At 71.8% G+C, this 26,507-nt stretch carries 23 protein-coding genes; 11 read left to right on the top strand and 12 right to left on the bottom strand.

The features are described from left to right. Positions 1–40 precede the first annotated feature (40 nt). Both IE311_RS31145 and IE311_RS31150 read left to right on the top strand, forming a co-directional pair. On the top strand, positions 41–1,054 hold the full coding sequence (locus IE311_RS31145; RefSeq protein ID WP_229902277.1) for a carbohydrate ABC transporter permease: 1,014 nt from the start codon (positions 41–43) through the stop codon (positions 1,052–1,054). After that, on the top strand, positions 1,051–1,911 hold the full coding sequence (locus IE311_RS31150) for a carbohydrate ABC transporter permease (RefSeq protein WP_189835202.1): 861 nt from the start codon (positions 1,051–1,053) through the stop codon (positions 1,909–1,911). Before IE311_RS31145 ends, IE311_RS31150 begins: the two co-directional genes overlap by 4 nt. Positions 1,912–1,983: 72 nt before the next feature. Here the strand turns inward: IE311_RS31150 and IE311_RS31155 are convergent, their stop codons facing one another. Further along, a complete protein-coding gene (locus tag IE311_RS31155; protein ID WP_189835236.1) occupies positions 1,984–3,015 on the bottom strand; it encodes a LacI family DNA-binding transcriptional regulator in 1,032 nt (343 codons plus the stop codon). A gap of 359 nt (positions 3,016–3,374) precedes the next feature. Between IE311_RS31155 and IE311_RS31160 the strand changes: the two genes are divergently transcribed. Then, positions 3,375–5,135, top strand: a complete 1,761-nt coding sequence (locus IE311_RS31160; RefSeq protein WP_189835203.1) for an ABC transporter ATP-binding protein — start codon at positions 3,375–3,377, stop codon at positions 5,133–5,135. Positions 5,136–5,204: 69 nt separating this feature from the next. Here the strand turns inward: IE311_RS31160 and IE311_RS31165 are convergent, their stop codons facing one another. From IE311_RS31165 to IE311_RS31175, 4 genes are all read right to left on the bottom strand, one after another. Beyond that, positions 5,205–6,491 (bottom strand): cellulase family glycosylhydrolase, encoded by a 1,287-nt coding sequence (locus tag IE311_RS31165; protein ID WP_189835204.1) that lies wholly within the window; start codon positions 6,489–6,491, stop codon positions 5,205–5,207. Positions 6,492–6,839: 348 nt separating this feature from the next. Then, entirely contained in the window at positions 6,840–8,348 is a 1,509-nt protein-coding gene (locus IE311_RS31170; protein ID WP_189835205.1) for a cryptochrome/photolyase family protein, read from the bottom strand. Continuing rightward, the gene (locus tag IE311_RS37140) at positions 8,320–8,451 is read right to left on the bottom strand and encodes a hypothetical protein (protein ID WP_268257216.1); all 132 of its coding nucleotides are present in this window, start codon (positions 8,449–8,451) and stop codon (positions 8,320–8,322) included. Before IE311_RS37140 ends, IE311_RS31170 begins: the two co-directional genes overlap by 29 nt. Positions 8,452–8,891: 440 nt before the next feature. Then, a complete protein-coding gene (locus tag IE311_RS31175) occupies positions 8,892–10,019 on the bottom strand; it encodes an NADH:flavin oxidoreductase (RefSeq protein ID WP_189835206.1) in 1,128 nt (375 codons plus the stop codon). Positions 10,020–10,146: 127 nt separating this feature from the next. Between IE311_RS31175 and IE311_RS31180 the strand changes: the two genes are divergently transcribed. Next, on the top strand, positions 10,147–10,581 hold the full coding sequence (locus IE311_RS31180) for a MarR family winged helix-turn-helix transcriptional regulator (protein WP_229902278.1): 435 nt from the start codon (positions 10,147–10,149) through the stop codon (positions 10,579–10,581). A gap of 96 nt (positions 10,582–10,677) precedes the next feature. Then, positions 10,678–12,447, top strand: a complete 1,770-nt coding sequence (locus tag IE311_RS31185; protein ID WP_189835207.1) for a sulfatase-like hydrolase/transferase — start codon at positions 10,678–10,680, stop codon at positions 12,445–12,447. 56 nt (positions 12,448–12,503) lie between these two features. Here the strand turns inward: IE311_RS31185 and IE311_RS31190 are convergent, their stop codons facing one another. Further along, positions 12,504–12,872 (bottom strand): hypothetical protein, encoded by a 369-nt coding sequence (locus IE311_RS31190; RefSeq protein ID WP_189835208.1) that lies wholly within the window; start codon positions 12,870–12,872, stop codon positions 12,504–12,506. Between the two features lie 184 nt (positions 12,873–13,056). Here IE311_RS31190 and IE311_RS31195 point away from each other — a divergent pair, with 184 nt between their 5' ends. Further along, entirely contained in the window at positions 13,057–13,722 is a 666-nt protein-coding gene (locus IE311_RS31195; RefSeq protein ID WP_189835209.1) for an SDR family NAD(P)-dependent oxidoreductase, read from the top strand. Between the two features lie 15 nt (positions 13,723–13,737). Here IE311_RS31195 and IE311_RS31200 read toward each other — a convergent pair whose 3' ends face one another. The 6 genes from IE311_RS31200 to IE311_RS31225 are packed head-to-tail and all read right to left on the bottom strand — an operon-like array spanning position 13,738 to position 19,294. After that, a complete protein-coding gene (locus IE311_RS31200) occupies positions 13,738–14,427 on the bottom strand; it encodes an alpha/beta fold hydrolase (RefSeq protein WP_189835210.1) in 690 nt (229 codons plus the stop codon). Further along, positions 14,424–15,179, bottom strand: a complete 756-nt coding sequence (locus IE311_RS31205; RefSeq protein WP_189835238.1) for a DUF1295 domain-containing protein — start codon at positions 15,177–15,179, stop codon at positions 14,424–14,426. Before IE311_RS31205 ends, IE311_RS31200 begins: the two co-directional genes overlap by 4 nt. A gap of 56 nt (positions 15,180–15,235) precedes the next feature. Beyond that, on the bottom strand, positions 15,236–16,561 hold the full coding sequence (locus tag IE311_RS31210; protein ID WP_229902280.1) for an SAM-dependent methyltransferase: 1,326 nt from the start codon (positions 16,559–16,561) through the stop codon (positions 15,236–15,238). Continuing rightward, positions 16,558–17,310, bottom strand: a complete 753-nt coding sequence (locus IE311_RS31215) for a DUF1365 domain-containing protein (RefSeq protein WP_229902281.1) — start codon at positions 17,308–17,310, stop codon at positions 16,558–16,560. The genes IE311_RS31210 and IE311_RS31215 overlap by 4 nt, the downstream gene beginning before the upstream one ends. Further along, positions 17,307–18,563 carry an NAD(P)/FAD-dependent oxidoreductase gene (locus tag IE311_RS31220; protein ID WP_229902282.1) on the bottom strand — a complete coding sequence of 419 codons (1,257 nt, stop codon included), beginning with the start codon at positions 18,561–18,563 and terminating at the stop codon, positions 17,307–17,309. Before IE311_RS31220 ends, IE311_RS31215 begins: the two co-directional genes overlap by 4 nt. A gap of 11 nt (positions 18,564–18,574) precedes the next feature. Continuing rightward, the gene (locus IE311_RS31225) at positions 18,575–19,294 is read right to left on the bottom strand and encodes an RNA polymerase sigma factor (RefSeq protein WP_189835213.1); all 720 of its coding nucleotides are present in this window, start codon (positions 19,292–19,294) and stop codon (positions 18,575–18,577) included. A 499-nt stretch (positions 19,295–19,793) separates the two neighbouring features. Here IE311_RS31225 and IE311_RS31230 point away from each other — a divergent pair, with 499 nt between their 5' ends. The 5 genes from IE311_RS31230 (at position 19,794) to IE311_RS31250 (ending at position 26,495) form a co-directional block, all read left to right on the top strand. Beyond that, complete coding sequence (locus IE311_RS31230; RefSeq protein WP_308439842.1) at positions 19,794–20,225, top strand: SRPBCC family protein; 432 nt, start codon at positions 19,794–19,796, stop codon at positions 20,223–20,225. Positions 20,226–20,310: 85 nt separating this feature from the next. Continuing rightward, positions 20,311–21,552 (top strand): MerR family transcriptional regulator, encoded by a 1,242-nt coding sequence (locus IE311_RS37400; protein WP_189835215.1) that lies wholly within the window; start codon positions 20,311–20,313, stop codon positions 21,550–21,552. Between the two features lie 84 nt (positions 21,553–21,636). After that, positions 21,637–22,884, top strand: coding sequence for an ABC transporter substrate-binding protein (locus tag IE311_RS31240; RefSeq protein WP_189835216.1), 1,248 nt, complete (start codon positions 21,637–21,639; stop codon positions 22,882–22,884). A gap of 12 nt (positions 22,885–22,896) precedes the next feature. After that, positions 22,897–25,734, top strand: coding sequence for an ABC transporter permease subunit (locus IE311_RS31245; RefSeq protein WP_189835217.1), 2,838 nt, complete (start codon positions 22,897–22,899; stop codon positions 25,732–25,734). Beyond that, the gene (locus tag IE311_RS31250; RefSeq protein WP_189835218.1) at positions 25,731–26,495 is read left to right on the top strand and encodes an ABC transporter ATP-binding protein; all 765 of its coding nucleotides are present in this window, start codon (positions 25,731–25,733) and stop codon (positions 26,493–26,495) included. Before IE311_RS31245 ends, IE311_RS31250 begins: the two co-directional genes overlap by 4 nt. The last annotated feature ends 12 nt before the right edge of the window (positions 26,496–26,507 follow it).

Here is a 26,507-nt window from a genome sequence, read left to right on the forward strand (position 1 = left end):
CCGCCCGGATCTCCCGCAGTCGCGGACACGAAAGGCCGACATGACCGATACGACCGACACCGCTCCCGGAGGCGTCGCCGTGACACGGCGACGATCCGTCAGGGACAGGAACGACGCGGAAGGCGGGGCGCGAGGCGGGGACCGGCCGACGGGCCGGCGCCGGGCGGGACCGCCCCGCTCCTGGCGGCATTCGCCGCTCCGCCGGATCACGCCCTGGCTCTTCCTCGCCGCCCCGCTGGCGCTGCTGATCACGTTCACCTACGTCCCCGTGGCGAGCATGATCTCGTACAGCTTCACGGACTGGGACGGGGTGAGCCCGGACCGCGAGAACGTCGGCTTCGACAACTACGTCCAGATCTTCACCCGTCCCGAACTGTTCCGGGTGTTCTTCGTCAGCGGCTACTACCTGGCCGCCTCCGTGGTCCAGATCGCCGTCGCGTTGTACTTCGCCGTGATCCTGAGCTTCAACCTCAAGTTCAGGAACTTCTTCAAGGGGATCCTCTTCTTCCCCTACCTGATCAACGGCGTCGCGATCGGCTTCGTCTTCCTGTACTTCTTCCAGGACGGCGGCACGCTCGACTCGGTGCTGTCCTGGTTCGGCGTGAGCAACGACCATCCCTGGCTCGGTGATCCGACCTCCGCCAACATCTCCCTGGCGGGCGTGTCCGTCTGGCGTTTCACCGGACTGAACTTCGTCCTCTTCCTGGGAGCCATCCAGTCGATCCCCGGCGAGCTCTACGAGGCCGCCGAACTGGACGGCGCGGGCAGGTGGAAGCAGTTCCGCCACATCATCGCCCCCGGCATCAAGCCCGTCATCAGCCTCAGCGTGATCCTGGCGATCTCCGGCTCGCTCTCGGTCTTCGAGATCCCCTACATCATGACCGGCGGCGCGACCGGCACCCAGACCTTCGTCATCCAGACGATCAAGCTCGCGTTCCAGTTCAACAAGACCGGCCTGGCCTCGGCCGCGGCCGTGGTGCTGCTCCTGATCATCCTGCTGATCACCTGGATCCAGCGCCGGCTCGTGCCCGACGACAAGGTGGACCTCGTATGACCCCCGCTCCCGCTGCCCGCCACCCGCGCCGCCGGCGTGTCCCCGTCGGGCCCGTACTGACCTATCTGTCACTGATCGCCGCCTCGGCGGTGGTCCTGCTGCCGCTGGCCGTCGTCCTCCTCACGTCGCTCAAGACCTCGCAGGAGGTGGGCGACGGCGGTGCGCTCTCCTTGCCGGGCGACTGGCTGAACTTCGACAACTACGTCACCGCGTTCAACGACGGCAACATGCTGACGGCCTTCGGGAACACCGCGTTCATCCTGCTGTTCTCCATCGCCGGCACCGTGATCATCGGCTCGATGACGGCCTACGCGATCGACCGCTTCGACTTCCGCGCGAAGAAGCTCGTGATGGCCCTCTTCCTGATCGCCACCCTCGTGCCCGCCGTCACCACCCAGGTCGCCACGTTCCAGGTCATCAGCGGCTTCGGCCTGGTCGACACCCGCTGGGCGCCGATCCTGCTCTACATGGGCACGGACATCGTCTCCGTCTACATCTTCCTGCAGTTCATCCGGGGCATCCCCACCTCCCTGGACGAAGCGGCCCGCCTCGACGGGGCCAACTCGTTCACGATCTACCGGAAGATCATCTTTCCCCTGCTCAAGCCGGCGATCGCCACGGTGGTCATCATCAAGGGGATCACCACCTACAACGACTTCTACATCCCCTTCCTCTATATGCACTCCGAGGACCTCGGCACGATCTCCACCGCGCTCTTCCGGTTCAAGGGCCCCTTCGGAGCGCACTGGGAGGCGATCTCCGCGGGAGCGATCCTGGTCATCCTGCCGACGCTGGTGATCTTCCTGCTGCTCCAGCGCTGGATCTACAACGGCTTCTCGCAGGGAGCCACCAAGTAGGCCGGGAAGCCGCGGTGCGGGACCGGGCCGTACGAGGGGACGGCCCGGCCCGGAGATGTGCGCCCGGCGCTGTCAGCGGGGCGTCGGCCGGGCCGGCGGCGGGCAGGTGCTGCCCCGAGGGACGAAGCGGGCGTACCCCTCGCGGATGTCACCGACCTCTTCGCCGCTGATCAGGTCGAGCAGCGCGCTCGCGGACCGGGCGCCGTACGCGGGGATGTCGCGGGTGACGGCCGACAGCATCGGACGGACGACCTGCGTCAGCGGCGATTCGTCCCACGCCACGATCGACACGTCGGCGGGAATGGAGAGGTTCAGCTCCTGCGCGACCGACAGCGCGGCCACCGCCATGATGTCGTTGTCGAAGACGATCGCCGTCGGCCGCTCCGGCGCGATCAGCAGGGCCCGGGTGGCGCGTGCGCCCTCGTCCCCGGTGTAGTCGGTGTGGATCACCGTGGCCTCCCCGAGGCCGGCGTCCCGGCAGGCGTCGCGGAGCGCGGTGTCACGGACGGCGGTGTGGGCGAGGTCCGCGGGGCCGGCGACCCGGGCGATCCGGCGGTGGCCGATCGCCGCCAGGTAGCGCACGATCTCGTGCACGCTCTCACCGTCGTCCGACCAGACGGCCGGCAGACCGCCGGAGACGTCCGGTGGACCGATGGTCACGGTGGGCAGACCGATGTCCTTGACCGCCGGGATCCGGACGTCGTCGGCCTGGAGGTCCATCAGAAAGGCGCCGTCGACCCGCCGCTCGCCCCACCAGCGTCGGTACACCTCGATCTCGTCGGCCCGGGTGGTGACCATCTGCAGCATCAGCGCGTACGAACGCTCGGCGAGGACGCTCTCCACACCACTGATGAACTCCATGAAGAACGGTTCCACGCCGAGGGTCCGGGCCGGCCGCCGCACCACGAGCCCGACGGCCTGCGCCCGTCCGCCCGTCAGTGCCCTGGCGGCGCTGTTGGGGCGCCAGCCCAGCTCCTCCGCGATGCTCTTGATCGAGGCGCGCGTGGACTCCGACACTCCGGGCTGATCGTTGAGCGCGTAGGAGACCGCGACCTTCGACACGCCCGCCCGACGTGCGATGTCCGCCATCGTCGGCCGCTTCACTGCCACCCCAGCTCCATCCTGAACCCTTGACATCCAGACCCTACCGTCACGGGCTCCGTCGCACGGATGGGTCCGGGCCGCACCCGGAGACGGCGGTTCGGCGCCGGTCGGTGAGGCGACGGCTCGGAAGCGCGGACCGCCGGAATCCCGCGCGTCCGGGTTTACCCGGGGCCTCCCGGCGCATCTCTCCTCGAGAGCCCAGCGCCGTCCTCGCCCCGGGGAAGATCCCGGTCGATCCCCGACCGGTGAACCGGTGCCCCCCGCACGGCGAGCCATCGCCCTGCCCCCCCATGCCGCCACCGGAAGCCGGCCGCGGCGAGAGCCGCGGCCGGCCCCGACGAACCAAGCCCGCAGGAGCCATGAACCACAGCCCCCTCGACCATCGCTACCGCGGCGAACACCCGATCCGCACCGTCCACTACCTCTTCCGGCCCGACCGCGTACGACTCATGGGAGCGGTCGCGGTGTTCTTCGCCAAACACGCCCCCGTCTGGCTGCTCCCGCCGGTGACGGCGAACGTGATCGACGTCGTCGTCGAGCACCGGCCGATCTCCGAACTGTGGTGGAACTGCGCGCTGATGCTCGCGGTCCTCCTCCTGAACCCGCCGCTGCACCTGCTCTACGTCCGCTGGACGCACGGCGCGGTCCGCCGCATGGGCCGCGATCTGCGGTCGGCGCTCGTCACACGCATGCAGCAGCTGTCCATCGGCTTCCACAGCCGTACCAGCTCGTCCGTCCTGCACGCCAAAGTCGTCCGTGACGTCGAGACGCTGGAGACGGGACTCCAGCAGACCGCGGACAACGGACTCACCGCCGTCGCGACGCTCGCCGGCGGCCTCGCCGTCATCGCCGTGGTCACCCCGGTCTTCCTGCCGGTCTTCCTCGTCCTCATCCCGGTCGCCGTCCTGCTGATCGGCGCACTGCGCGCGAGACTGGGCGAGGGGAACACCTCCTACCGGCGCTCGGTGGAGCGCATGTCCGCCTCAGTCAGTGACATGACCACCCTCATCCCCATCACCCGGGCCCACGCTCTGGAGCGCACCGCGCTGGGGCGGGTCGGGCGCGAACTCGACCGGGTGCAGCGGGAGGGGACACGACTGGACCTGCTCAACGCCCGCTTCGGTTCGCTGTCCTGGGTCGTCTTCAACGGCCTCGGCACGGCCTGCCTCGCCGGTGCGGCGCTCGTCGCCTACTACGGCTGGACGTCGGTGACAGCGGGCGAGGTCGTGATGCTCAGCGCCTACTTCTCCACTCTCACCGGCGCCGTCACCAGCCTGCTCGCGCTGGCGCCCGTGGTGGGCAGGGCCGTGGAATCCCTCAAGTCCGTCGGCGAGGTCCTCCAGGACCCCGACCTGGAGATCAACGACGCCAAGCAACGCGTGGAGACGGTCCGGGGCGAGTTCCGGTTCGAGGCCGTGGGCCTCCTGCACGGCGACAGCGCCGAGCCCGCCCTCAGCGACGTGGACCTCCACGTGCCGGTGGGCACGACCCTGGCCGTCGTCGGTGGGTCCGGCGCCGGCAAATCCACCCTGCTCAATCTCGTACTCGGATTCCACCGTCCCACGTCCGGCCGCCTTCTCTTCGACGGAAAGGACATGACCGAGCTCGACCTGAGGAGCTTTCGGAGATTCGTCTCCGTCGTTCCCCAGGAATCCGTTCTCTTCGAGGGGAGCATTCGGGAGAACGTCACCTACGGAATGGAATGGGTCGACGACGAGACACTGCGGCGCGCGCTGTGCGACGCCAATGCCGCGGAATTCGTCGACGCGCTTCCGGACGGAATCGACACCGTCGTGGGGGAGCGGGGTGCCCGGCTCTCGGGCGGTCAGCGCCAACGGCTCGCCATCGCCCGGGCCCTCATCCGTGATCCGCGGGTCCTGGTGCTCGACGAAGCCACGTCGGCGCTGGACGCCCACGCGGAGGCGCAGGTCCAGGAGGCGCTGGCGCGTCTGGTCGCCGGCCGGACGGTCTTCGTGGTCGCGCACAGGCTCTCCACGGTCAGGCAGGCGGACCGCATCGTCGTGCTGGAACGCGGTCGGCTGGTGGAGTCCGGAAGCCACGAGGAACTGCTCGAACGAGGATCGGCCTACGCCCGGCTGCAGGCCACCCAGTTGGCCTGAGCCCCCTGGCGGGCCGTCGGCCAAGGGTGCCCTCCCTCCCGTAGGGCCGGGAGGGAGGGCACCCTTCACTCAGTGGTCGGCGCCGCTTCCGCGGACGACGCAGGAGCGCTGGTTCTCCCAGCCCCAGCCGTCTCCGTCGGGGTCGGACGAGCTGCCGTTCGTGCAGTACGGGTAGCCGTTCGGGGCGGTACCGCCGGCGTTGCCGCCCGTGTCGGCGCCGCTTCCGCGGACGACGCAGGAGCGCTGGTTCTCCCAGCCCCAGCCGTCTCCGTCGGGGTCGGACGAGCTGCCGTTGGCGCAGTACGGGTAGCCGTTGGGAGCGGTACCGCCACCGCCGCCGCCCCCGCCCCCGTAGACCGAGGCCCGCGTGGAGGTCGCGGCGATTCCGTCGGCTCCGTGGAAGAACCGGCTTCCCCAGGCCGTGAGCGAGTTCGCGTCGAAGCCCTCGACCATGTCGAGGTACTCGACACCGCTGCCGTTGCCGCTCCACGACCAGCCCAGATAGCCGACGCGCAGTGAGCGGGCGGTGGCCATGATGGCGTTCTCGTCGGGGTTGCCGTCGCTGTGGTTGTCACCGAACTCACCGACGACGATGGGGAGTCGGTTGTTCACGAAGTGGCCGAGGTAGCTCTGCACCTCGGCGGCCGTGTCGTACACGCCGTACATGTGGATGGAGAAGATGGTGTTGCGGTGAGGGTCGGAGGCGAAGACGGAGGCGGCGTTGTTCCGCATGGTGTTCGACCAGTCCTGACCCCAGTTGGGGGCGTCCACCATGAGCGCGTTCGAGATGCCGGCGCCGCGCAGCTTCCCGATGGCGTTCTTGGTGGCGTCGGTCCAGGCGGTGTAGCCGCTGTTGCCGAAGGGCTCGTTGCCGATGTTGACGACGACGTAGTCCTCCTGCCCGAGGAGGGCGCTCTTGACGCCGATCCAGTAGTCGGCGGCCCTGTCGAGGGAGGCGGCGGCGCCGTCCTCGCCGTATCCGGTGGTGTCGTGCACTTCCAGTACGCAGATGACCTTGCTGGCCTTGCAGTCGCCGATGATCGACGCGACCTTGGGCGTGTCGGTCCTGGCCCACCGGTCACCGCTGCCGAGGACGACGCGGACGGTGTTGGCGCCCTTGGCCGATATGTCGGCGATGGCTCCGGTCTTTTCGGGGTACCAGGCGTGGGCGTGATTGACCCCGCGCATGACGAATTCGTTGCCGTCGGCCTCGTAGACGCGGCCGTTGCTGACGTGGATGCCGGTGTCGGCGGCTTGAGCGGCTCCGCTCGGACCGAAGACGGGCAGCAGCAGACCCGCGATGCCCGCGAGGACGCTGCCGATGGCGGTGCCCCGCCTGGTTCTCGGCTTGTTCATGCCTCTCCTTCGAAAGGGGGGAAGGTTTTCTCCCTTTGCGCCGAGGTTTCCGGTCAACGTGACAGACAACGTTGTCAGAATTCGGAGACCGAGCCGCTGGTCTGCGCATCGGGATTGCCCACCATGAGGCCCTGTCGGCCGGTTCCGTGTCAAGGTTCCGAACGCCGTGGATTCCGAAGGAAAGGAGGGACGGCTTTGGTTCAGTGAAAGGTGCCGAATGATCCGGTTCCATGGGTGTTCCGTTCGCGTGGAACGCCCGGTGGGTTCAGTGAACGCGAGCACCGTTCAGCTGAACCCGCCGGGGCGGCCGGCCCCGGCGAGCGGCTCGCACGGCAGCACTCCGTGGACCTACGGAGGGCTGTCGCCCCGGGCGCGTTCCTGACGCAGAAGCTCCGGCAGGTCGGAAAGCCGGTCGAGTCCGCGCACCGCGTTGGAGACGCGCGCGTTGTGCGCGAGGAGACGTCGATGGCGGTGCAGGAAGGCCCAGTAGCCCGCCGTGAACGGACAGGCGTCCGGCCCGACGCGACGGTCGGGGCGGTAGCGACAGGGGCCGCACAGGTCGCTCATGCGGTCGATGTAGGCGCCGCCCGATGTGTAGGGCTTCGTCGTCATCCGGCCGCCGTCGGCGTACTGGGACATCCCCACCACGTTGGGCAGCATGACCCAGTCGTAGCCGTCGACGAAGCAGCGATGGAACCAGTCGGTCACGGCGGCGGGATCCCAGCCCCGCTGGAGGGCGTGGCTGCCGAGCAGCATCAGCCGGGGGATGTGATGCGTCCAACCGGTGTCCCTGACCTGGCGGATGACGGTGGACAGGCAACGCGCTGTCACGGCGTCGGGGTCGAGGTCCGTCCACCAGGAGGGCAGTGGAGCGTGGTGCCGCAGCGCGTTCGAAGTGCGGTAGTCCTCGCCGAAGTGCCAGTAGAGGTGCCAGACGTACTCCCGCCACCCCGCGATCTGCCGGACGAAACCCTCGACCGAGTTGAGCGGCGCCTCGCCCGCCCGCCAGGCGGCTTCGGCCCGTTCGACGCATTCGGCCGGATCCAGCAGACCCAGGTTCAGGGAGGACGACAGCAGACTGTGACTCATGCTCGGGTCGGCGGCCAGTACCGCGTCCTCGTGGGCGCCGAAGGTCGACAGGCGGTGCCCGACGAAACGCCGGAGGGCGGCGAGCGCTTCGCGACGGTCGGCCGGGAACAGCCGGGGCCCGTCCCGGCCGACGAACGACACGTCGCCGTCGCGTTCCCAGCGGTCCAGGTCGTGACGGACCTCGGCGTCGATGTCGTCCTCGCGCGGACGGTACGGAGCCGGCGCCCCGAGGGTCGGGGCTCCGCGCGGGGGAGGCTCACGGTTGTCGTGGTCGAGATTCCAGGTGCCCCCGGCCGGCCGGTCACCGTCCATCAGGATGTCGTGGTCCTGGCGTACCTGCCGGTAGAAGGCCTCGAGCCGCAGTGTCCGCCCCTCCCTGGCCCGCGCCCAGGAGGCGAACTCGTCCCGGCCGACGAGGAATCCACGGGGAGGAAGAACGGTGACGCCGTCCAGCGAGGACACGAGGGAGAGCGCGGCCCGCGACGTCGGGTGGTGGACGGTGACGGGGCCGCCGCTCGGCAAGCCCTCTCTGAGGCCGTCCCGGTAGGTTTCCGCCCTGACGTACGTGACGCGGTCACCGAGTTCGGCGGCGCGGTGGCGCATCGCCGACAGGATCAGGTGAGCTTTGGCCCGGTGGAATCGGCGCCGGCGGAACACGGCACGTGACTCGATCATCACCAGGGGCGAGTCGTGGCGGGGTCCGCCGTCGGACGGTGCCGTGAACGAAGGCCCCAGCTGATCACCGAAGAGCCAGTGCGGAGTACTCATCCGTACCTCCCTCGAGGCCGGAGGCGACGACCGGGCTGCCGGGGGCGCGGAAGGAGAGCGGCAGCAGGGCGTCGTACGGGGTGGGACCGTGCTGATCGGACATGGTGCGAGGGCTCCAGTGCGCTGGGCGGCAGGCTGTGCATGGTGTTCCTCGCGCGCCGCGCTCCCGGATGCGCCGCCGGGTGACCCGATCGGGTGCTCCTGCCACGTGCCCCTGTGCGACACGGAGGCCGCCGCGCCGCGGGGTCCGTTGTGCGACGAGAAGAGCCGCCGCGTCGCCGGGGCCGTATCCCTGCCGGGCGGGTCTCCCGCCCGACGGGGCAGCTGCGGCGGCGTGCGCACGACGGACCGGTACGGCGCGGCAACCCGCACTGCACCGCACCTCACCTCACCGCACTGCACCGCTCGGTCGGGGCACCCGAGGCCATCCGGTGCTCAGGTGCCCCTCCGCCTCGCGGTGCGTCCCCTCGGTCCCGGCGGGCCTGGGGAGACCCCAGGCACCGGACGACGCGGCCCCGACGGGCAGGGGCGGGAAGCGACGGCCTAGCTCAGCGTCTGCACCGCGGCCGCGTCGTACGGCTTCAGCTCGTCGGTCCGCCCCGCGAGGACCTTCGCGGCCCACTCCGGGTCCTGGAGCAGTGCGCGCCCGATGGCGACCATGTCGAACTCGTCGCGCTCCAGGCGGTCGAGGAGGTCGTCGATGCCCTGCACCGGGGCGCCCTGGCCCGCGAAGGCGTGGATGAAGTCGCCGTCGAGGCCGACCGAGCCGACGGTGATGGTCGGCCTGCCGGTGAGCTTCTTGGTCCAGCCCGCCAGGTTCAGGTCCGAGTCCTCGAACTCGGGGATCCAGTGGCGGCGGGTGGAGGCGTGGAAGGCGTCGACGCCGGCCGCGGCGAGCGGGGCCAGGATCGCCTCCAGCTCCTGCGGGGTCTCGGCGAGCCGCGCGTCGTAGGCGTCCTGCTTCCACTGGGAGAAGCGGAAGATCACCGGGAAGCCGGGCGAGACGGTCTCACGGACCGCGGCCACGATCTCGGCCGCGAACTTCGTACGGGCCACGGGGTCGCCGCCGTAGGCGTCCGTACGACGGTTCGTGCCCGCCCACAGGAACTGGTCGAGGAGGTAGCCGTGCGCGCCGTGCAGCTCGACGCCGTCGAAGCCGATGCGCTCGGCGGCCGCGGCGGCCTCGGCGAAGGCGCCGATGACGTCGTCGACGTCGCTCTGGGTCATCGCCTCGCCCGTGCCCTCGGTGCCGTCGGGGCGGATGCCGGAGGGGCCCATCGCCGGGGCGTCGGCGTAGGGCGCCTGGCCCTGCTTGCGCACCATGCCGATGTGCCACAGCTGCGGCACGATGGTGCCGCCCGCCGCGTGCACGTCCTCGGCGACCTTGGCCCAGCCCGCCAGCTGCTCCTCGCCGTGGAACCGCGGCACACGGTCGCTCTGTCCGGCCGACTGGTGCCCGACGTAGGTGCCCTCCGTGACGATCAGGCCCACACCGGCCGCGGCGCGGCGCGCGTAGTACGACCGCACGTCCTCGCCCGGGACTCCGCCGGGGGAGAACATGCGCGTCATCGGCGCCATCGCGATGCGGTTCGGGACGGTCAGGCCGTTCAGCGTGACGGGCCGGGAGAGGATCTCGGCCGCGCGGGAGGCGGGGGACTCGGTGACGGTCACAGGGGCGCTCCTCATGGCAATGACTGCGATTACTTGACAATGTTGATGCTTGAGAACTTCATGCAATGGGGAAACGGTAGAGGTCATTGCTTGAGGTAGTCAAGTATCTCCGGGTAGAGTGACGGTCATGACAGAAGCTCCCCGCGTCGACACCGCCCAGCTCATGGAGCTTTTCTCCGTGTCGCTCGGCGTCTACTACGGCGATTTCACCGTCGCGGCGGCGAGCGAGAACCTCACGGCGAGCCAGGGCAAGGCCCTGACCGTGCTGCGCCGGGGACCCGCCGCGATGCGCAGCCTGGCCGAGACCATGACCTGCGACGCCTCCAACATGACCGGGATCATCGACCGGCTGGAGAAGCGCGGCCTGGTGCGCCGTGAGGCCGACGCCTCCGACCGCCGCGTCAAGAACGTCATCCTCACAGCCGAGGGCGAGCGCGTCACCGACGCCATCCGCGCGAAGATGCGCATCACGCGGGAGGGCCTGGACAGACTGAGCGATCAGGACCGGGACTCCCTGTACACCCTGCTGGAACGGGTCTTCGCCTCCTCGCCCGCCGTCTGACCCCCGTGCCCCCGGCCCCGTGGGCGCCCGGCCCCTCGACCACCTGGTCCCCCGACCGCCGCCGTGCCTCGGGCAGGGCTGCGTCTGATGGGCGGCATGTCCGTCACCCGGACGGATTCACGTCGTGGGTCCTCGCGGACGCCAGGTGCCCTCGCCCCTAGATTTCGGGCGAGGTGCACCCCTCCCGCGTGCACTGCACCCGCACTGTGCGGTGCCGTCGCACGGCACACGGAAGGCGAAGGTGGCCATGGCGCGTCGCCCCAACATTCTGCTGATCGTCACGGACGAGGAGCGGGCGGCGATCCCGCGCCCCGACGCTCGCTGCCCGCCAGGGAACGCCTCGCCGCGCGGGGCACGGTCTTCGACCGGTTCTACTCGGCGTCCGCGATGTGCAGCTCCGCCCGGTCCGTGCTCTACACCGGCCGGCACCTGCCCGTCACCGAGATCTACGACAACGACAACATGCCGTACATCCGCCCGCTCGATCCGGGCCTCGGCACACTGGGCACCATGCTTCGCTCGGCCGGCTACCACTGCACCTATCAGGGGAAGTGGCACCTCTCGAACGCCTACGTCACCCCGGAGCGGCCCGGGCCGACCACGGACGCGCTGGAGCCCTACGGGTTCAGCGAGTTCAACGACTGGGGCGACATCGACGGGGGAGCATGGGCGGGGCTGAAGATCGACCCCGTGATCGCGGGTCAGGCGGTCGGCTGGCTGCGCAACAGGGCGCCCGTCGTCGCTGAGGACCAGCCCTGGTTCATGGCTGTCAACTTCGTCAACCCGCACGACATCATGAGCTTCGACTACGGCGGCTCCCCTCAGGTGCAGCTGCCGTTCGGTCTCGCTCACGCGGTGGTGGCCAAGGCGGCGGCCGACATTCCGGTATACTGGAAGCACTGGGACTTCTCGCTGCCCGGGAGCCTGAACGACGATCTGTCCGGCGCCGCTCCCGCCGTGGCCGAGTACGCGCGGATGCTCGACACCGTCTTCGGGCCCGTGGCCGACGACACCCACTGGTACGGCGGCCTGAACTTCTACCTCAACGCTCTGCGGGACGTGGACCGCAACGTCGAGCTGGTGCTCGACGCGCTGGAAGCCTCCGGGCAGGCGGACCGCACTCTCGTCGTCTTCACGGCGGACCACGGGGAGATGGCCGGATCGCACGGGCTGCGGCAGAAGGGCAATCTCGTCTACGACGAGAACTTCCACGTCCCGTTCATCCTCTGCCATCCCGACACCGACGGCGGCACGCGCACCGACGCCCTCGCGTCGGCGGTCGACCTGGCGCCCACACTGCTGGAATGCGCGGGCATCGCACCCGCGGACATCGCCGTCCGGTTCCCCGACCTCAAGGGCCGCTCCCTCGTGCCGGCCCTGAACGGCTCGGCGGTACGCGAGGGAGTCCTGTCCGCCGTCGAGTCGCTCGTCACCCTGGACGCCTCGTTCTGGTTCGAGTTCGCCGACCCCGAAGCGCCGGCACGTGTCCAGAGCGGCACCTTGCGCCCCGACTGGGCCAAGCGCGGATTCCTCCGTTGCTACACCGACGACCGCTACACCTTCGGCCGGTACTTCTCCCCGCTGAACCCCAACCGCCCGTCGGACCTGAAGGCTCTGCGCGCCGACAACGACGTCGTGCTCTACGACCGGCGCGAAGACCCGGACGAAGTCCGCAACCTCGCATCCGATCCCGCCCACGACGACCTCGTCCTGCACTACTCCGGCCGGCTGGAGGCCTTGATCGACGCCGAGATCGGCACGGACACCCGCGCCTGGGTGACCGAACGGCCCCGGCTCCTCGGCTGGCCCACCTGGCACGGCGACACCGATCAGCCGGCCGCGGCGGCGAGCACGTCCGGGGGATAGGAGCGGGAACCGTACGCGCCCGCCGCGGTCGACGGTGCCGGTCCGGGCTCAGGCCCTCACTGGTCCTCCTCCATGCCGATGGCGCGCCGCAGCTTGTCGGCCGCCGTGTGGCCCGTTCCCTCGCGCTGCTCCAGCAGCGCCTCGGCGATCGCGTCCAGTTTTCGCTGAACGGCGTGCGTGCCGCGCCGTTCGGTGTTCTTCAGCAGGGCGAGCAGAAGGAGGTTGACGGCCGTCATGACATCCCCGGCGAAGATCAGCCAGGACAGCGGCGGGTGCATGAAGTGCAGGACGACCGTGCCGAGGACCAGAAGAACGCACAGCACGTAGAACAGCGGGGAGCCGGTGACGTTGGAAGCCCGATCGGAGAACGCGGCGAACCGGTCGCGCCCGGCGCCGCCCCGCTCGGCGGGATGCTCAGTGGTCATGCCCGCCATGCTCCCCGCCTTCGGTCCGTCGACGGGGGAACCCGCGACGACGGGCGTGCCTCCGGGCCCGGGTGCGCCGGGTTCCCGAAGCCGAGGGCGTGTCGCGTTCGGGACCCGTGACGCATCCGGAAGGCGTCGAACCGCCGAAGGAGAGGCACCGGCCCCCGAGCGAAGGAGTACGGTCATGGGCGTCGACGGAGCCAGGGTCCTCGTGGTCGGCGCGACCGGTGAGATCGGCGGGCAGGCCGCCGGACAGCTGGCCCGGCGCGGTACCGCGCTCGCGCTGGCCGGCCGGAACCGTGACCGTCTCGAGGAGCGGGCTTCCGCGCTCGGCGAGCGTCCCTGGCGCTCCTTCGACGCGTACGACCTGGACGGCTGCGCGCAGCTCGCCCCCTGGGCCAAGGCTGCGCTCGGAGGCCTCGACGCGCTGGTGGTGGCCGTCGGCGTGGCGGGCTTCGGATCCGCCGCGAAGATGCCGGACGCCTCGGCCGAGCACCTGTTCGCCGTGAACGCCCTGGCCCCGATGGCCGTCGTCAGGGGCGCCCTGGCCGTGATGTCCCCGGGTGGCGTCGTGTCCGTGGTGACGGGCGAGATCGTGGACCGCCCCGCACTGGCCATGGCCGACTACGCGGCGGCGAAGACGGCCCTCGCCACCTGGCTCGGGGTGGCGGGGCGCGAGGTCCGTCGGGATCGCATCACGGTCATGGACGTGCGGATGCCGCACCTGGACACCGGGTTCGCCGCCCGCGCGGCCGTGGGTACCGCCCCGGCACTGGGCCCCGGCGCGGCTCCCGCGGAGGCCGTGCGCGAGCACGTGGTCCTCCCGGTCCTCGACGCGCTGCGCCGCTGAATCGACGCGCCCCCGTCAGATCGGTCCGTGCTCCCCGGACCGCCCGCCCGACGGCGGGGCGTCCAGCAGTCCGACGACGAGTTCCGTGGTGCGGCGCTGCCAATCGGCCGCACCGCGGAGCATCGCGTGCCCCCCGCGCCGCATCGGAACGCCCTCCGCGTGGGCGCCGGCCGCCCGTGCACGTCGGACGAACTCCCAGGTCTCCCGCGCGGAGGTGACCCGGTCGGCCTCGTCGTGCAGCAGGTGGATCCACCTCCCGGCGAGATGCTCCACGGGCTCCCCGGGCGGGCACCAGGGGGCCAGGCCGACCACACCCGGGACCAGCGGGTGGCCGGCCGCGCGCAGCGCGGCCCGCGCGCCCATCGAGTGCCCGACGAGAGCGACCGGGACGGCGCCCACGGTCCGGACCACCTCCGCGAGGGCGGCCTCGGCGTCCCGGGCCGCGTCCGCGCGCACCCCGTTCCATCCCCGGTGGCGGTAGCGGACCGTGGCGACGAGCACGCTCCGGTCGGCGAGCGCCCGGGAGAGGGCGGCCGCGAACGGGCGCATCCGCAGCGCGGGAAGGCTGACCCGGGGCGGCGGCTCCAGGCCTTCGGAACGCCCACCGTGCAGGAGGAGTACGGCCGCGGTGGGGACGGCGGGGGCGCTCAGGACGTTCAGGAGGCCGACCCGACCACGGCGGATGCCCGGGGCCGGGGCGGTCATCCGGAGTCCGTACGGCTCGTCGCGCGACGCGGCGGGCGGGGGAAGAAACCGCTCGTCCGGGCCGCGTAGGCCGACCAGCCGGGGCGGTCGGCCATATGGGCGTCCAGCAGCCGCTTGCCGCTTCCCCAGATGAGGAGCCCGCTCATCACCAGGGGCGACACGAGGGTGAGGGCCGCGGTCGTCCAACTCGCGCAGGCGGTCAGGTAGAGGCCCCACCAGACCAGGAAGTCGCCGAAGTAGTTGGGGTGCCGGGTCCAGCTCCAGAGCCCCTGGTCCATGATCCGCCCGCGATGGGCGGGATCCGCCTTGAAACGGGCCAGCTGGTGGTCGCCCACGGCCTCGAAGGACAGGCCCACGGCCCACAGGGCCAGCCCGGTGACCAGGAGGACGTCCACCCCCTCGGGGAGGTACGCCGCGGCCTGGACGGGGAGCGAGACGAGCCAGACGAGGGCGCCCTGGAGCAGGTAGACCTTGCGCAGCGCGTAGAGGGCCGGGCTGCCCGGGGCGCGGGCGAGCATCCGGGCGTAGCGGGGGTCCTCGCCGTGGCCGCGTCCTCTGCGGGCGATGTGGACCGCGAGCCGCAGGCCCCAGAGGCAGGTCGCCACGGTGACGGCGAGGCGCCGGGTGTCGTCCCCGTAGCCGGCGGAGAGCACCCAGGTGACCAGGGCGACGGCGGCGAAGGCGAGGCCCCAGGCCACGTCGACGATCCGGTGCACCCCCTTCACCAGGGCCACGGCGAACGTGACCAGCATGACCGCGAGCGCCGCGCCGGCCGCGGCGGCCAGATTGACGGCGAAGGCGGATCCGTTCACCGGGCAGCCTCCCCGTCCGGGCCTGAGGCGACCATCCGGAACTGCCGGACGTCGAGGTAGCGCGAGCGGAATCCCGCCTCCGAGTACGCGAGATACAGCTCCCACATGCGGCGGAACGTGCCGTCGAAGCCGAGCGCGTCGACCGCGTCGGGCTGCGCGACGAAGCGCTCCCGCCAGAGACGGAGCGTCTCGGCGTAGTGGTCGCCGAATCCGAGGTCGTGGGTGATGTCCAGGCCGGCGGCGGCACTCTCCCGGGCGATGGCGTGCCGTGAGGGAATGAGGCCGCCGGGGAAGACGTACTTGCTGATCCAGGTGTGGGTCCGGGCGGTCGCGAGCATCCGGTCGTGCGGCATCGTGATGGCCTGGAGGGCCACGATGCCGCCGGGGGCGAGAAGCCGGCGCAGGGCGGTGAAGTACGAGGGCCAGAAATCGGCACCGACCGCCTCGATCATCTCGACGCTGACGACGGCGTCGTACCGGCCCTCGACCTCGCGGTAGTCACGCAGCTCGACGGTCACCCGCCCGGTCACGCCCGCGTCGGCGATCCGGCGCAGCGCCAGGTCGCGCTGCTCCTCGGAGAGCGTGACGGTCAGGACGTCGGCGCCGCGTGCGGCGGCCCGGATCGCGAGTTCGCCCCAGCCGGTGCCGATCTCCAGGAGCCGGGTTCCCCGGCGGACGCCCGCGGCGTCGAGGAGCCGGTCGATCTTGCGGTGCTGGGCCGCCGTCAGGGCGTCCGGTGTGGCGGGGAGGGTGTCGAACAGGGCCGAGGAGTACGTCAGGCTCGGGTCGAGGAAGAGCGCGAACAGTTCGTTCGACAGGTCGTAGTGCCGGTGGATGTTGTCGCGCGCGCCTTCGAGGGTGCCGCGGTCGCTCAGCGGCCGCCGGTGCGCCCAGACTCCTCGGAGGAGGCGCAGCGGAGCCGGTATGAGGGCGTCGATGTGCGTGGCGAGCACGGTGAGCAGGCCGACGAGGTCGTCGCTGTCCCATTCGCCGGCCATGTAGGACTCGCCGAAGCCGATGAGGCCGTCGGCGCCGATCCGCCGGTGGAAGGCCGCCGGGTCGTGCAGCGTCAGCGTGGGTGTGCCGTCCCGGGGCGTGTCGTCCCGGGGGACGCCCGGCCGGGGAACACGCAGGGGCCCGGCACCGTGGCGCACCCGCAACGGCATGCGGGCCAGGCCGCGTTCGACGAGACCCCGGGCGACGGCCGTGCGCGGGGCCGAGGCACGGGGAAGGCGGACGACGTCGGGCCAGCGTCCGGGATCGACGGCCGGGCGACGACCGGTCGTGCCGCCGGGTGCGTCCGACGAGGTGGAAAGTGTCACAGCATGCCTTCTCGGGTGGGCGGAACGGGTCGCGGACGTACGGGAAGTCCCTTGAGGTACAGACGGATTCCGTGCCAGCGGATGCCGATACTGACGGCCGCCGTGGACCACGGGTGGCGCAGCGCGGCGGTCAGCAGACCGCGTGCGTCGGCGGGGCGGTGCCGGCCGCGGACGGTGGCGGTGAGCGGCCGGCTCCCGTCCCCGAGCCGCAGTTGGACGGTGAGGTCGAGGGACTCCCCGGGGAGCGGCAGCCGCATCCGGTAGGAGCCCTCGACGTCGAAGAACGGTGAGACGTAGAAGTCCTTGGCCACCTGGGCGCGCCCTTCGGCGTCGGGCCGCAGCAGATAGCAGTGCCGGCCGCCGTACGTGTTGTGGACCTCGGCCACGACGCAGACGGGCCGGCCGGCCCGGTCGTGACACCAGTACACCGTGAGCGGGTTGAACACATGCCCGAAAACCCGGGCATGGGCCAGCATCAGGACCCGGCCGTCCGCGTCTCCCACACCGTGCGACGCCAGATAGGCGTCGAGGCCGGCCCGGATGGTGGGGGCCCGGCCGCCGAAGTGGTCGCGTGCGTCGAAGCGGCCGAGGGGCCGGAGCGCGCGGGGCAGCGAGGGCAGGGCGTCGAGGTCGACGAGCCAGAGGTAGGTGCGCCGGCGCAGCGAGTGGTGGACCGGCTGCACACGCGTGTGGGCGACCTCGCAGGTGTACAGCGCGGGTACCGGTGGTGAGGTGCCGGCGGACGTCACCAGTTCACCCCCAGGGCCCGGGCCGCCTCGACCCCGGAGCGGCAGCCGTCCTCGTGGAAGCCCCAGCCGTGGTAGGCGCCGGCGAAGGCGGTGACCGAGGTGGCGAGGCCGGGGAGTTCACGCTGGGCGGCGACCGAACGCGGTGTGTAGACGGGGTGCTCGTACACCATCCGGGCGATCACCCTGCTCTCTTCGACACGGTCGTCGGGGTTGAGGGTCACGATGTGCGGCTCGGGCACCGTGAGGCGCTGGAGCCGGTTCATGTCGTAGCTCACCTGAACGGACCCGGGGCGTGCCGAGCAGGACGGGAGCCAGTAGTTCCAGGAGGCGCGCGCGTGGGGCGAGCGCGGCAGGACGGAGGCGTCCCGGTGCAGCACGGTGGGGTTCCGGGAGTAGGTGAACGAGCCGAGGACGCGCCGCTCGTCGGGCGTAGCGTCCGCGAGGATCCGCAGGGCCTGATCGGGATGGACGGCCACCACGACGGCCGCGTGGACCTCGGATTCGCCGTCCTCGGTGGTCACGCGCACATGGTCGGGGCCCCGCTCGACCGCCCGTACGGGCGTGGCGGTGCGGACGGAGGAGAGTCGCTTGGCCACCTTGTCGACATAGGCCGACGAGCCCCCGGTCACGGTCTTCCACCGGGGCGAACCGGTGACGGAGAGCAGCCCGTGGTGGTCGAGGAAGCGGAAGAGATAGGCCGCCGGGTACTCCAGGGCGGTGTCCGGGGCGCAGGACCAGACGGAGGAGACGAGCGGGACGGCGAAGTGACCGACGAAGTACGGGGAGAACCCGCCTTGCCGCAGGAACGCCCCGAGGGTCCGGGTGTCGTCCCCCGAGGCGAGCAGCCGACGGGCGGCCCGATGGAAGCGGGGTACGTCGGCGAGCATCCGCAGATGGCGGCCGCGGCGCAGGTTCCCGCCGCTCAGCAGCCCGCGGGGGCCGCGCGCGCCCGCGTATTCGAGGCCGCAGCCGTCGCATCGTACGGACATGCTCATCTCGGAGTCCTGGGTGTCGACACCGAGTTCGCGGAAGAGTCTCAGGAGGTACGGGTAGGTGCGCTCGTTGTGGACGATGAAGCCGGTGTCCACCTTCAGTATGCCGCCCGCTCCGGTCGCGAGTTCATGCGTGTGCGCATGGCCGCCGAGCCGGGAGTCGGCCTCGTACAGGACCACGTCGTACGCCTTCGAGAGCACGTGCCCGGCGGTCAGGCCCGCCACTCCCGACCCGATCACCGCGACGCTGCGCCGGTTCATTCCCTGCCCCCTCATGTACGTCGGCTTCCGCACGCCGGTTGCGCGGAATGCCTGTGCTGCTGTTCGGAGCCGTCGGGCCTGCGGATGGGTGCGTGGCCCGAGGGCGTGCCGACGGTGCCCGGCGAGGTCGCCGCGGACTGCCGGGCGGAGGGCCGGCCGGCCGAAGCGCGGCCCGCCGGGTCCGGAGCGAGGTTGCCGCGCAGTCGCGCGAGCCCCCGCCGGGTGTGGCTCTTCACCGTGCCGAGCGGCATGCCGGTCCGTAGCGCGATCGACGTCTGCGTCAGGTCCCCGAAGAACGCGAGGGTGAGGACGTCGCGCTGCACACGCGGCAGACGGGCGAGCTCACCCATGATCACGACCCGGTCCAGTACGTGCTCGGTGCCGTCCGCGGACACCACGTGCGGGGGGAGCGCGGCGCCGGCGGCGGCGACGAGCTCGGTCCGGCGGGTGCGCGCGGAGAGAGCGTCGGCGACCTTGCGGCGGGCGATGCCGACCAGCCAGGCGGGAACGGGTCCGCGCTCCGGGCGGTACCCCTCGCGGCCCCGCCAGGCGGCGAGGAAGACCTGCTGGGTCACGTCCTCGGCCTCACGCGCGTCCCCGATCGCACGGGTCGCGAGGGTCTGTACGAGGCCGCCCCAGCGTCGGTAGGCCAGTGCGAGGCAGTTCTCGTCCCCCTGGACGAGTCCCTTGCCGATCTCCTCGTCGGTCGGCTCGTGCGACGCGGGCGACATCTGCGCCGCCGGCGACGCGGTAGCGGTGCGGTCCCCGCGTGCCGGGCGGTCGGGTGGTGACTGCGCACGACCGCCCGGGCGGGAACGGCCACCGTCGGAGGCCGGCGGGCCGGGGCGGGTTGGTACGCCGAGCGTTGTGATCATGACGACTCCTCTCGCCCGTCCTGCGGGCCGGAAGGCGAGGGCCGCCGCTCCTGCGAGGGGCGGTCCACCGACCGGGCGAGCACCTCCCGGCGCTCTCAGGTTCCGGCGAAGGGGAGTCGGGACTCAAGACGCATCGTTTGCGCAGCGTTTATCCGGTGCGGCAGAAACCGGTGCGACCGGTCCGATCCCGGGCGACCGCTCCGGTCCCGGTACGACCGCTGCGAACCCGAGGCCGCGCAGGATTCCCCGCATGGGCCCACCCGCCCCGCATCCGCACGTGGCTCTCCGGGGGAAAGGACGAGTGAGGATCACAAGGATCTTCGGGACCTGACCAGGAGGTCGCACAGTGATCACGGTGGAACGGAACATCCTCCTCGCCGCCCCGCTCGACAGCGCGGTCGCCTATCTGGAGGACTTCGGGCGGACCGTGGAATGGGATCCCGGCACGGTGCACTGCGTCCGGGTCGACGAGGGGGCCGTGCGACCCGGTGCCACCTGGCACAACACCTCACGCTTCCGCGGGCGCACCACCGAGCTCTCCTACCGGCTCGAGGTCAGGGAGCCCGCCCGTCTGGTGTTCGTGGGAACGAACTCCACCGTGGTGGCGAAGGACGAGATGCTCTTCGAGGCACGCCCGGCCGGAGGGACCTCACTGACGTACCGGGCGTCGCTCCGGTTCAAAGGCCTGGCCAGACTGGCGACACCTTTCCTGAGGGGCGAGTTCGAACGGCTCGCGGACGCCGTGGCCCAGCGCCTGCCGTCCGCCGTCGCCGAGTACGAGCGCTGACCCGGGATCGGCGGACCGGTCGCGCCGGCGCTGGAATCGACGTCCCGGATGATTCGCATCGTTGATGCGTCGTAAAGAGGGTTCCATGGCAGAAGCAGCGCACGCCATCAGCACCGGTGCGGTGGCCCGGCGCCTCGGAGTGTCGCCGACGACCGTGCGTTCCTGGGACCAGCGGTACGGGATCGGCCCCGCGGTCCGGGCGGACGGCAAGCATCGGCGCTGGGCTCCCGGGGACATCGCGATGCTCGAGGAGATGTGCCGCCTCACGGCGGCCGGGGTTCCCCCGGGCGAGGCCGCCCGGGCCGCCCGGGCCACGCGCGGCGGTCCCGGGGCGGCGGCGGCGAAGGGACCGGGGAGCCGACCCGAGACCCCCGTCGCTTCGCAGACACCGCAGACACCACAGACACCGCAGACACCACAGACACCACAGACGGCGCAGACACGGCAGACGCCGCTCGTGCAAGAGACACCGCAGGCGCCACAGGAGCCACAGACACCACAGGCATCACAGGCATCACAGGCACCGCAGCTGCGGGAGGCGCCACCGACACCGACACCGACACCGCCGTCGCCGCTGCCGTCGCCTTCATCCCGGGGGCGTCAGCCGGGCTCGGGCAACGGTCTCCCCCTCGGCAGCGTGACACCGGAGTGCCGCGGGCTGGCGCGCGCGGCCGTCCGCCTGGACGGTCCCGCGATGGAGTCCCTGCTGGAGCGGGTCGTCCGCGACTACGGTCTCGTCGCCGCGTGGGAGCAGGTGATGGCTCCCGCGCTGCACGCCGTGGGACGCAAATGGGCGTCCTCGGGCGACCGTTACGTCGAGGTGGAACACCTGCTGTCGTGGCACGTCTCGACCGCGCTGAGACGCAGGGCCGTCGCTTCCCCGGGCCCCTTCGACGCGACGAACCCGGTGGTGCTGGCCTGTGTGCCGGCGGAGGCCCACACGCTGCCCCTGGAGGCCCTTGCCGCCGGACTCGCCGAACGGGGGCTGCCGTACCGGATGTTCGGCGGAGCGGTCCCCGCCGAAGCCCTGATCGCGGTGGTGCGCAGATCCGGTCCGGCGGCGGTCGTCCTCTGGTCGCAGGCGCGGTCGACCGCGGCGCACGCGCTCGCGACGTCGGTGGCGGACACCGCGTCCGGGGTCAGGGGGGCCCGCACGACTCCGCTCGTGGTCCTCGCGGGACCGGGATGGGCGGGGCGCGGGCCGGGCGTCGGCTTTCTGCGCCCCACCGGCCTGCGCGAGGCGCTCGACGCGATCCTCCACCTGTACGAGGGGCTCGGTGGGAGCACGGGGCGGCGGGGGCGGGGCGAGGATCCGATCAGATTCTGACGGATCGTCAATTGACGCTGTATCAGTCATTGACGGTTCATCCCTCCGGTCACAGAATGCGGTCACCCGACGGAGGGATCGCCCGTGCCTCGACCGTTGCGCCTCATCGCCGCCACCTTCGCCCTGTTCCTCGTCACTGCCTGCAACTCCGCCTCCAGCGGCGGAAGCGGTCCCTCCTCCGTACGCGGAGTCACCGCCGACACCATCAGGGTCGGCGGCATCGTCTCCATGACGACCGCCAGCGGCTACTCCAAGAAGGACACCGACCTCGGTGCCCGGGCCCGCTACGACCGGGCCAACGCCGAGGGCGGCGTCAACGGGCGGAAGATCGAGTACCTGGGGGCCGAGGACGACGGCCAGGACCCCGCCAGGAACCTCGCCGCGGCCCGTAAACTCGTCCAGCAGGAGAAGGTCTTCGCCGTCTCTCCCATGAGCTCGGTCACCTTCGCGGGGGCCGACTTCCTCGACGCGCAGCAGGTCCCGACGGTGGGCTGGGGCACGCTCCCCTCGTTCTGCGGGCCCGCGCACCTCTACGGCTTCAACGGCTGCCTCGTCCCGACGCCCGGCGGCACGCTCAACCAGACCTGGCCCGAGGGACTCGCGGCCGTCCTCGGCGGCGCGCGCGGCAAGTCCGTCGCGCTGATCGCCGGTGACAACGACGCCGGCAAGTTCGGCATCCGCACCTTCACCCAGGGCTTCAAGGCGGCCGGCTTCCAGGTCCCGTACGCCAAGGCCGTGGTGCCGGCGACCTCGATGCCCAGCGACTGGTCGGCGTACACCAAGGAGATCCTCCGCTCGGGCCCCGGCGGCGGCGCGCCGCACGCCGTGGTCTCCGTGATGCAGACGCCGTACAACATCGGCCTGTTCACCGCGCTGAAGCGGTCCGGCTACAAGGGGCTCATCTCCGACCCGACGGACTACGACCCCGGGCTGCTCGCCAAGGACGCGACCAAGCAGGCCCTCGACGGGGTCCATGTGCTGTTGCAGTTCCAGCCCTTCGAGTCGGACACCCCCGCGATGCGGCAGTTCAAGGCCGACATCAGGAAGGCCGCCGGGGGCAAGGACGTACCCCTCAACATGCACATGCTCACCGGGTACATGAGCGCCGACCTCTTCCTCTCCGTCGCCGCGAAGGCGGGGAAGGACCTCACCACCGAGTCCTTCCAGAAGGCCGCGTCCGGGTTCTCCGACACCGGCACGCTCGTCGGCGACCGTGCGCTGCCCAAGGGACAGAAGGAGAGCTTCGGCTGCGGCGCGCTCGTGCGGCTCGAGAACGGGCGCTACGAGGTGGCCGTGCCGTTCAGGTGCTATCCGCCGATCCCCTTCGGCTGAGGGGCGCTTCACGTGGGTGACCTGCTGGGATTCATCCTGAGCGGGCTGGTCTCGGGCGCGCTGTACGCGCTGCTCGCGACCGGCCTCGTGCTCTCCTACTCCGCCTCCGGGCTCTTCAACTTCGCGCACGGCGCCACCGCCTATCTGTGTGCGCTGGCGTTCTACGAGCTCCACTCCGGCTTCGGCTGGCCGGCCGTCCCCACCGCACTGCTCCTGGTGTTCCTGGTGGCGCCCGGCCTCGGCTGGGGACTTGACCGACTGATGTTCAGACGGCTGGCCAAGGTCGGCGAGACGGCGCAGATCGTGGCCACCATCGGTCTCCTGGTCGCGCTGCCCGCGGCCGGACTGTGGGTGGTCGAACTCCTGGAGCGGGCGGGCGCCCCGGTCCTGCCCGCCGAGAACCAGTTCGGGCTGCCGGGCGTCGGGCCGAGCCCCGCGGTGTCCTGGCAGCCGCTCGACGGAGTGGGCATCGACTCCGACCAGCTGATCACCTGGATCGCCACCGCCCTCGCGGCGGCCGCCCTGTGGGTCCTGATGCGGCACACCCGGCTCGGCCTGCGACTGCGGGGCGCGGTCGACAACCGGGCGCTCACCGAACTGCGCGGCATCAGCGCGGACCGGCTGTCCTCGACGGCGTGGATGCTGTCGTCGGGTCTCGCGGGCCTCGCCGGTGTCCTCGCGACCCCGCTCCTCGGGCTCTCCGCGCACGACTACACGCTGTTCCTGTTCGTCTCGGCCACCGCGGCGGTCCTCGGGCGCTTCGCGTCCGTGCCGCTCGCCTTCATCGGCGGGCTCGGCCTCGGGGTGCTGCAGAACCTGGTGGCGGGGTACGCGTCGTTCGCCGAGGGCATCACCGGCTTCCGTACGGCCGTACCGTTCCTCATCCTCTTCGCCGGTCTCGTCGTCCTGGTGCGCCGAAGGCGCCGCGCCGCGGGCACGGCCGCCGCGGACCCACCCCCGGTGGAGTATCTGGCCGGGAAGGGGTGGGGGCGCCGCTGGGGAGCGTGGGTGGTGGCCGGCGCGCTCCTCGGCACGGCGTTCTACACCGTCACGACCCCCTTCTGGAGCGGGATCCTCGCCCAAGGGCTCGCGATCGGGCTCGTGTTCATGTCGTTCACCGTGGTCACCGGCCTCGGCGCGATGGTGTCGCTGGCCCAGGCGACGTTCGTGACCGGAGCGGCCCTGGTCGCGGGACTGCTGATGAGCCACGGCTGGCCCTTTCTCGCCGCGGCGGCGGTCGGTACCGCGGCGGCGGCCCTGCTCGGCGCGGTGGTCGCCCTGCCCGCCCTGCGGCTCGGGGGCAGATCGCTGGCCCTGGCCACCCTGGCGCTCGCCTTCCTGGCGGACCAGGTGCTCTTCCAGCTCGGATGGCTCCGCAACGGCGACACCGGGTGGGAGATCCCACGGCCGGTGGCCGGACCCGTGGACCTGGGCGACGACCGGGCCATGGGGCTCGCGCTCGTGCTGCTCAGCGGTGTGCTCGTCGCACTTCTCACCCGGCTGCGGGGCTCCCGCTGGGGCCGGGCCATGCTGGCGGTCCGCTCGGCCCCGGAGGCCGCCGCGGCGTCGGGGGTGTCGGTGGTACGGACGAAACTGCTGCTGTTCGCGGTGTCCGCGGGCCTCGCGGGCTTCGGAGGGGTGCTGTACGCCTCGTACAACACCCGGATCACGGCCACGGACTTCACGGCGATGACGGGCCTGGTGTGGCTGGCCGTCGTGGTCGCGGCGGGGGTGCGCAGGCCGCAGTTCGCGGTGGTGGCGGGGCTGGTCTTCGCGGTGGCCCCGCATCTGTTGACCACGTACGTGACGGAGTCCCCGCATCTGCCGGTGATCCTGTTCGGTCTGGCCGGGCTCGCGCTGGCGAACGACCCGGACGGATACTGCGCCGCGCTGCCGTCGAGACGCGCGGCCCGGCACGCCGTGAAACGGGGGACGGTGGCGCGGAGCGGGACCGCCGCCACCGCGCGGGCGGGCGGGGGCCGGTCCGCGCCGCTGCTCGCGCGGACGGTCGAGCCGTACGCCGTCGGCGCCGCCGGCACCGCACCGGGAACGGCCGAAGGCCCTGGCGCGGCGCCGAGCGTGCGCGACTCGAGCGACGGCCACGGCGGGGCGCCGACCGCACTTGGGTCGCGAGGCGGCCAGGGCGAGGCGCCGGGCGCGCTCGAACTGAACGGTGTGCACGCCGGGTACGGCGGCGCGCCCGTGCTGCGCGGGGTGGATCTCGTGGTGCGCGGCGGTGAGGTGCTGGTGCTGCTCGGCCCCAACGGGGCCGGGAAGTCCACCCTCTGCCGGGTGGCGGCGGGGCTGCTGCGGCCGGCCGGCGGCCTCGTACGGGTGCGGGCCGAGGACGCCACGCGCGATGGGGCGGTCGCCCGGGCGCGCCGGGGGGTACGGCTGGCTCCCGAGGGGAGGGGGATCTTCGCCGGGCTGTCGATCGAGGAGAACCTGGCCCTGCAGCTGACGGCGGCGGAGGACCGGGACGCCGTGTACGCGCGGTTCCCCGCGCTCGCCGCCCGCCGCGCCGTCGCCGCGGGGTCCCTGTCGGGCGGGGAACAGCAGCTCCTGGCCCTCGCCCCGCTCCTCCAGCGGCCGCCGGCGGTCCTCGTCGCCGACGAACCCTCCCTCGGCCTCGCCCCGCGCGTCGTGGACGAGGTCTTCCGTCTCCTGACCGAACTCCGCGGCCACGGCACCGCGCTGGTCCTCGTCGAGGAGAAGGCGGCCGAGGTCCTCGGCATCGCCGACACCGTCGCGTACCTCGCGCAGGGTGAGATCGCCTGGTCCGGGCCGCGGTCCGAAGTGGACCGGGACCGGCTCGCCGAGGCCTACCTGGGGACGGGAGTCCGCCGATGAACCGGCCTCTGCTCCGCGCGAGCGGGATCGACGTACGCTTCGGCGGTGTCCACGCCCTGCGTGACGTGACGGTCTCCGTCGGCCCCGGTGAGATCTGCGGCCTCATCGGGCCCAACGGCGCCGGCAAGACGACGCTGTTCGACGTGGTGTCCGGGATACGGCGGCCGGACGCCGGAACGGTCGAGTACGACGGTACGGACATGACCCGCCGATCCCCGTCGTGGCGGGCCCGGCACGGTGTCCGCCGCACCTTCCAACGCCAGCAGCTCTTCGGTCAGTTGACCGTCGCGGACAATCTCGTCGTGGCCCAGGACTGGCGGGGCGGAGCGAGGTCCGAAACGCGCCGCCGGCGGGAGCGGGCCGCCGCCGTGCTCCACGACTGCGGCCTCGACGCACTCGCCGACTCGTACGCCGGAGCCCTGCCCGTCGGCCAGGCCCGGATGGTCGAGCTGGCCCGCGCGCTCGCCGATCCGCCCCGGGTCCTGCTCCTGGACGAGCCCGCGTCCGGGACGACCGCCGGGGAACGCCGCGAACTCGCCGCCGTCATCCGCCGTACGGCCGAGGAGGAGAACTGCGCTGTGCTGCTCGTCGAGCACGACGTGGCCTTCGTGATGGAGCTGTGTTCACGTGTCGTGGTGCTCGATCTCGGACGGGTTCTCGCCGAAGGGTCGGCGGCCGAGGTCCGGGCGGACCCGGTGGTACGGGAGGCGTATCTGGGCGCGGGGCCCGGCAGCGCGGAGGGCGATCCCCCCGACCGCTGACGCGGGGCCACC

Origin of the sequence: Streptomyces zaomyceticus, assembly GCF_014656215.1 — a bacterium.
GTDB classification, from domain to species: domain Bacteria; phylum Actinomycetota; class Actinomycetes; order Streptomycetales; family Streptomycetaceae; genus Streptomyces; species Streptomyces zaomyceticus.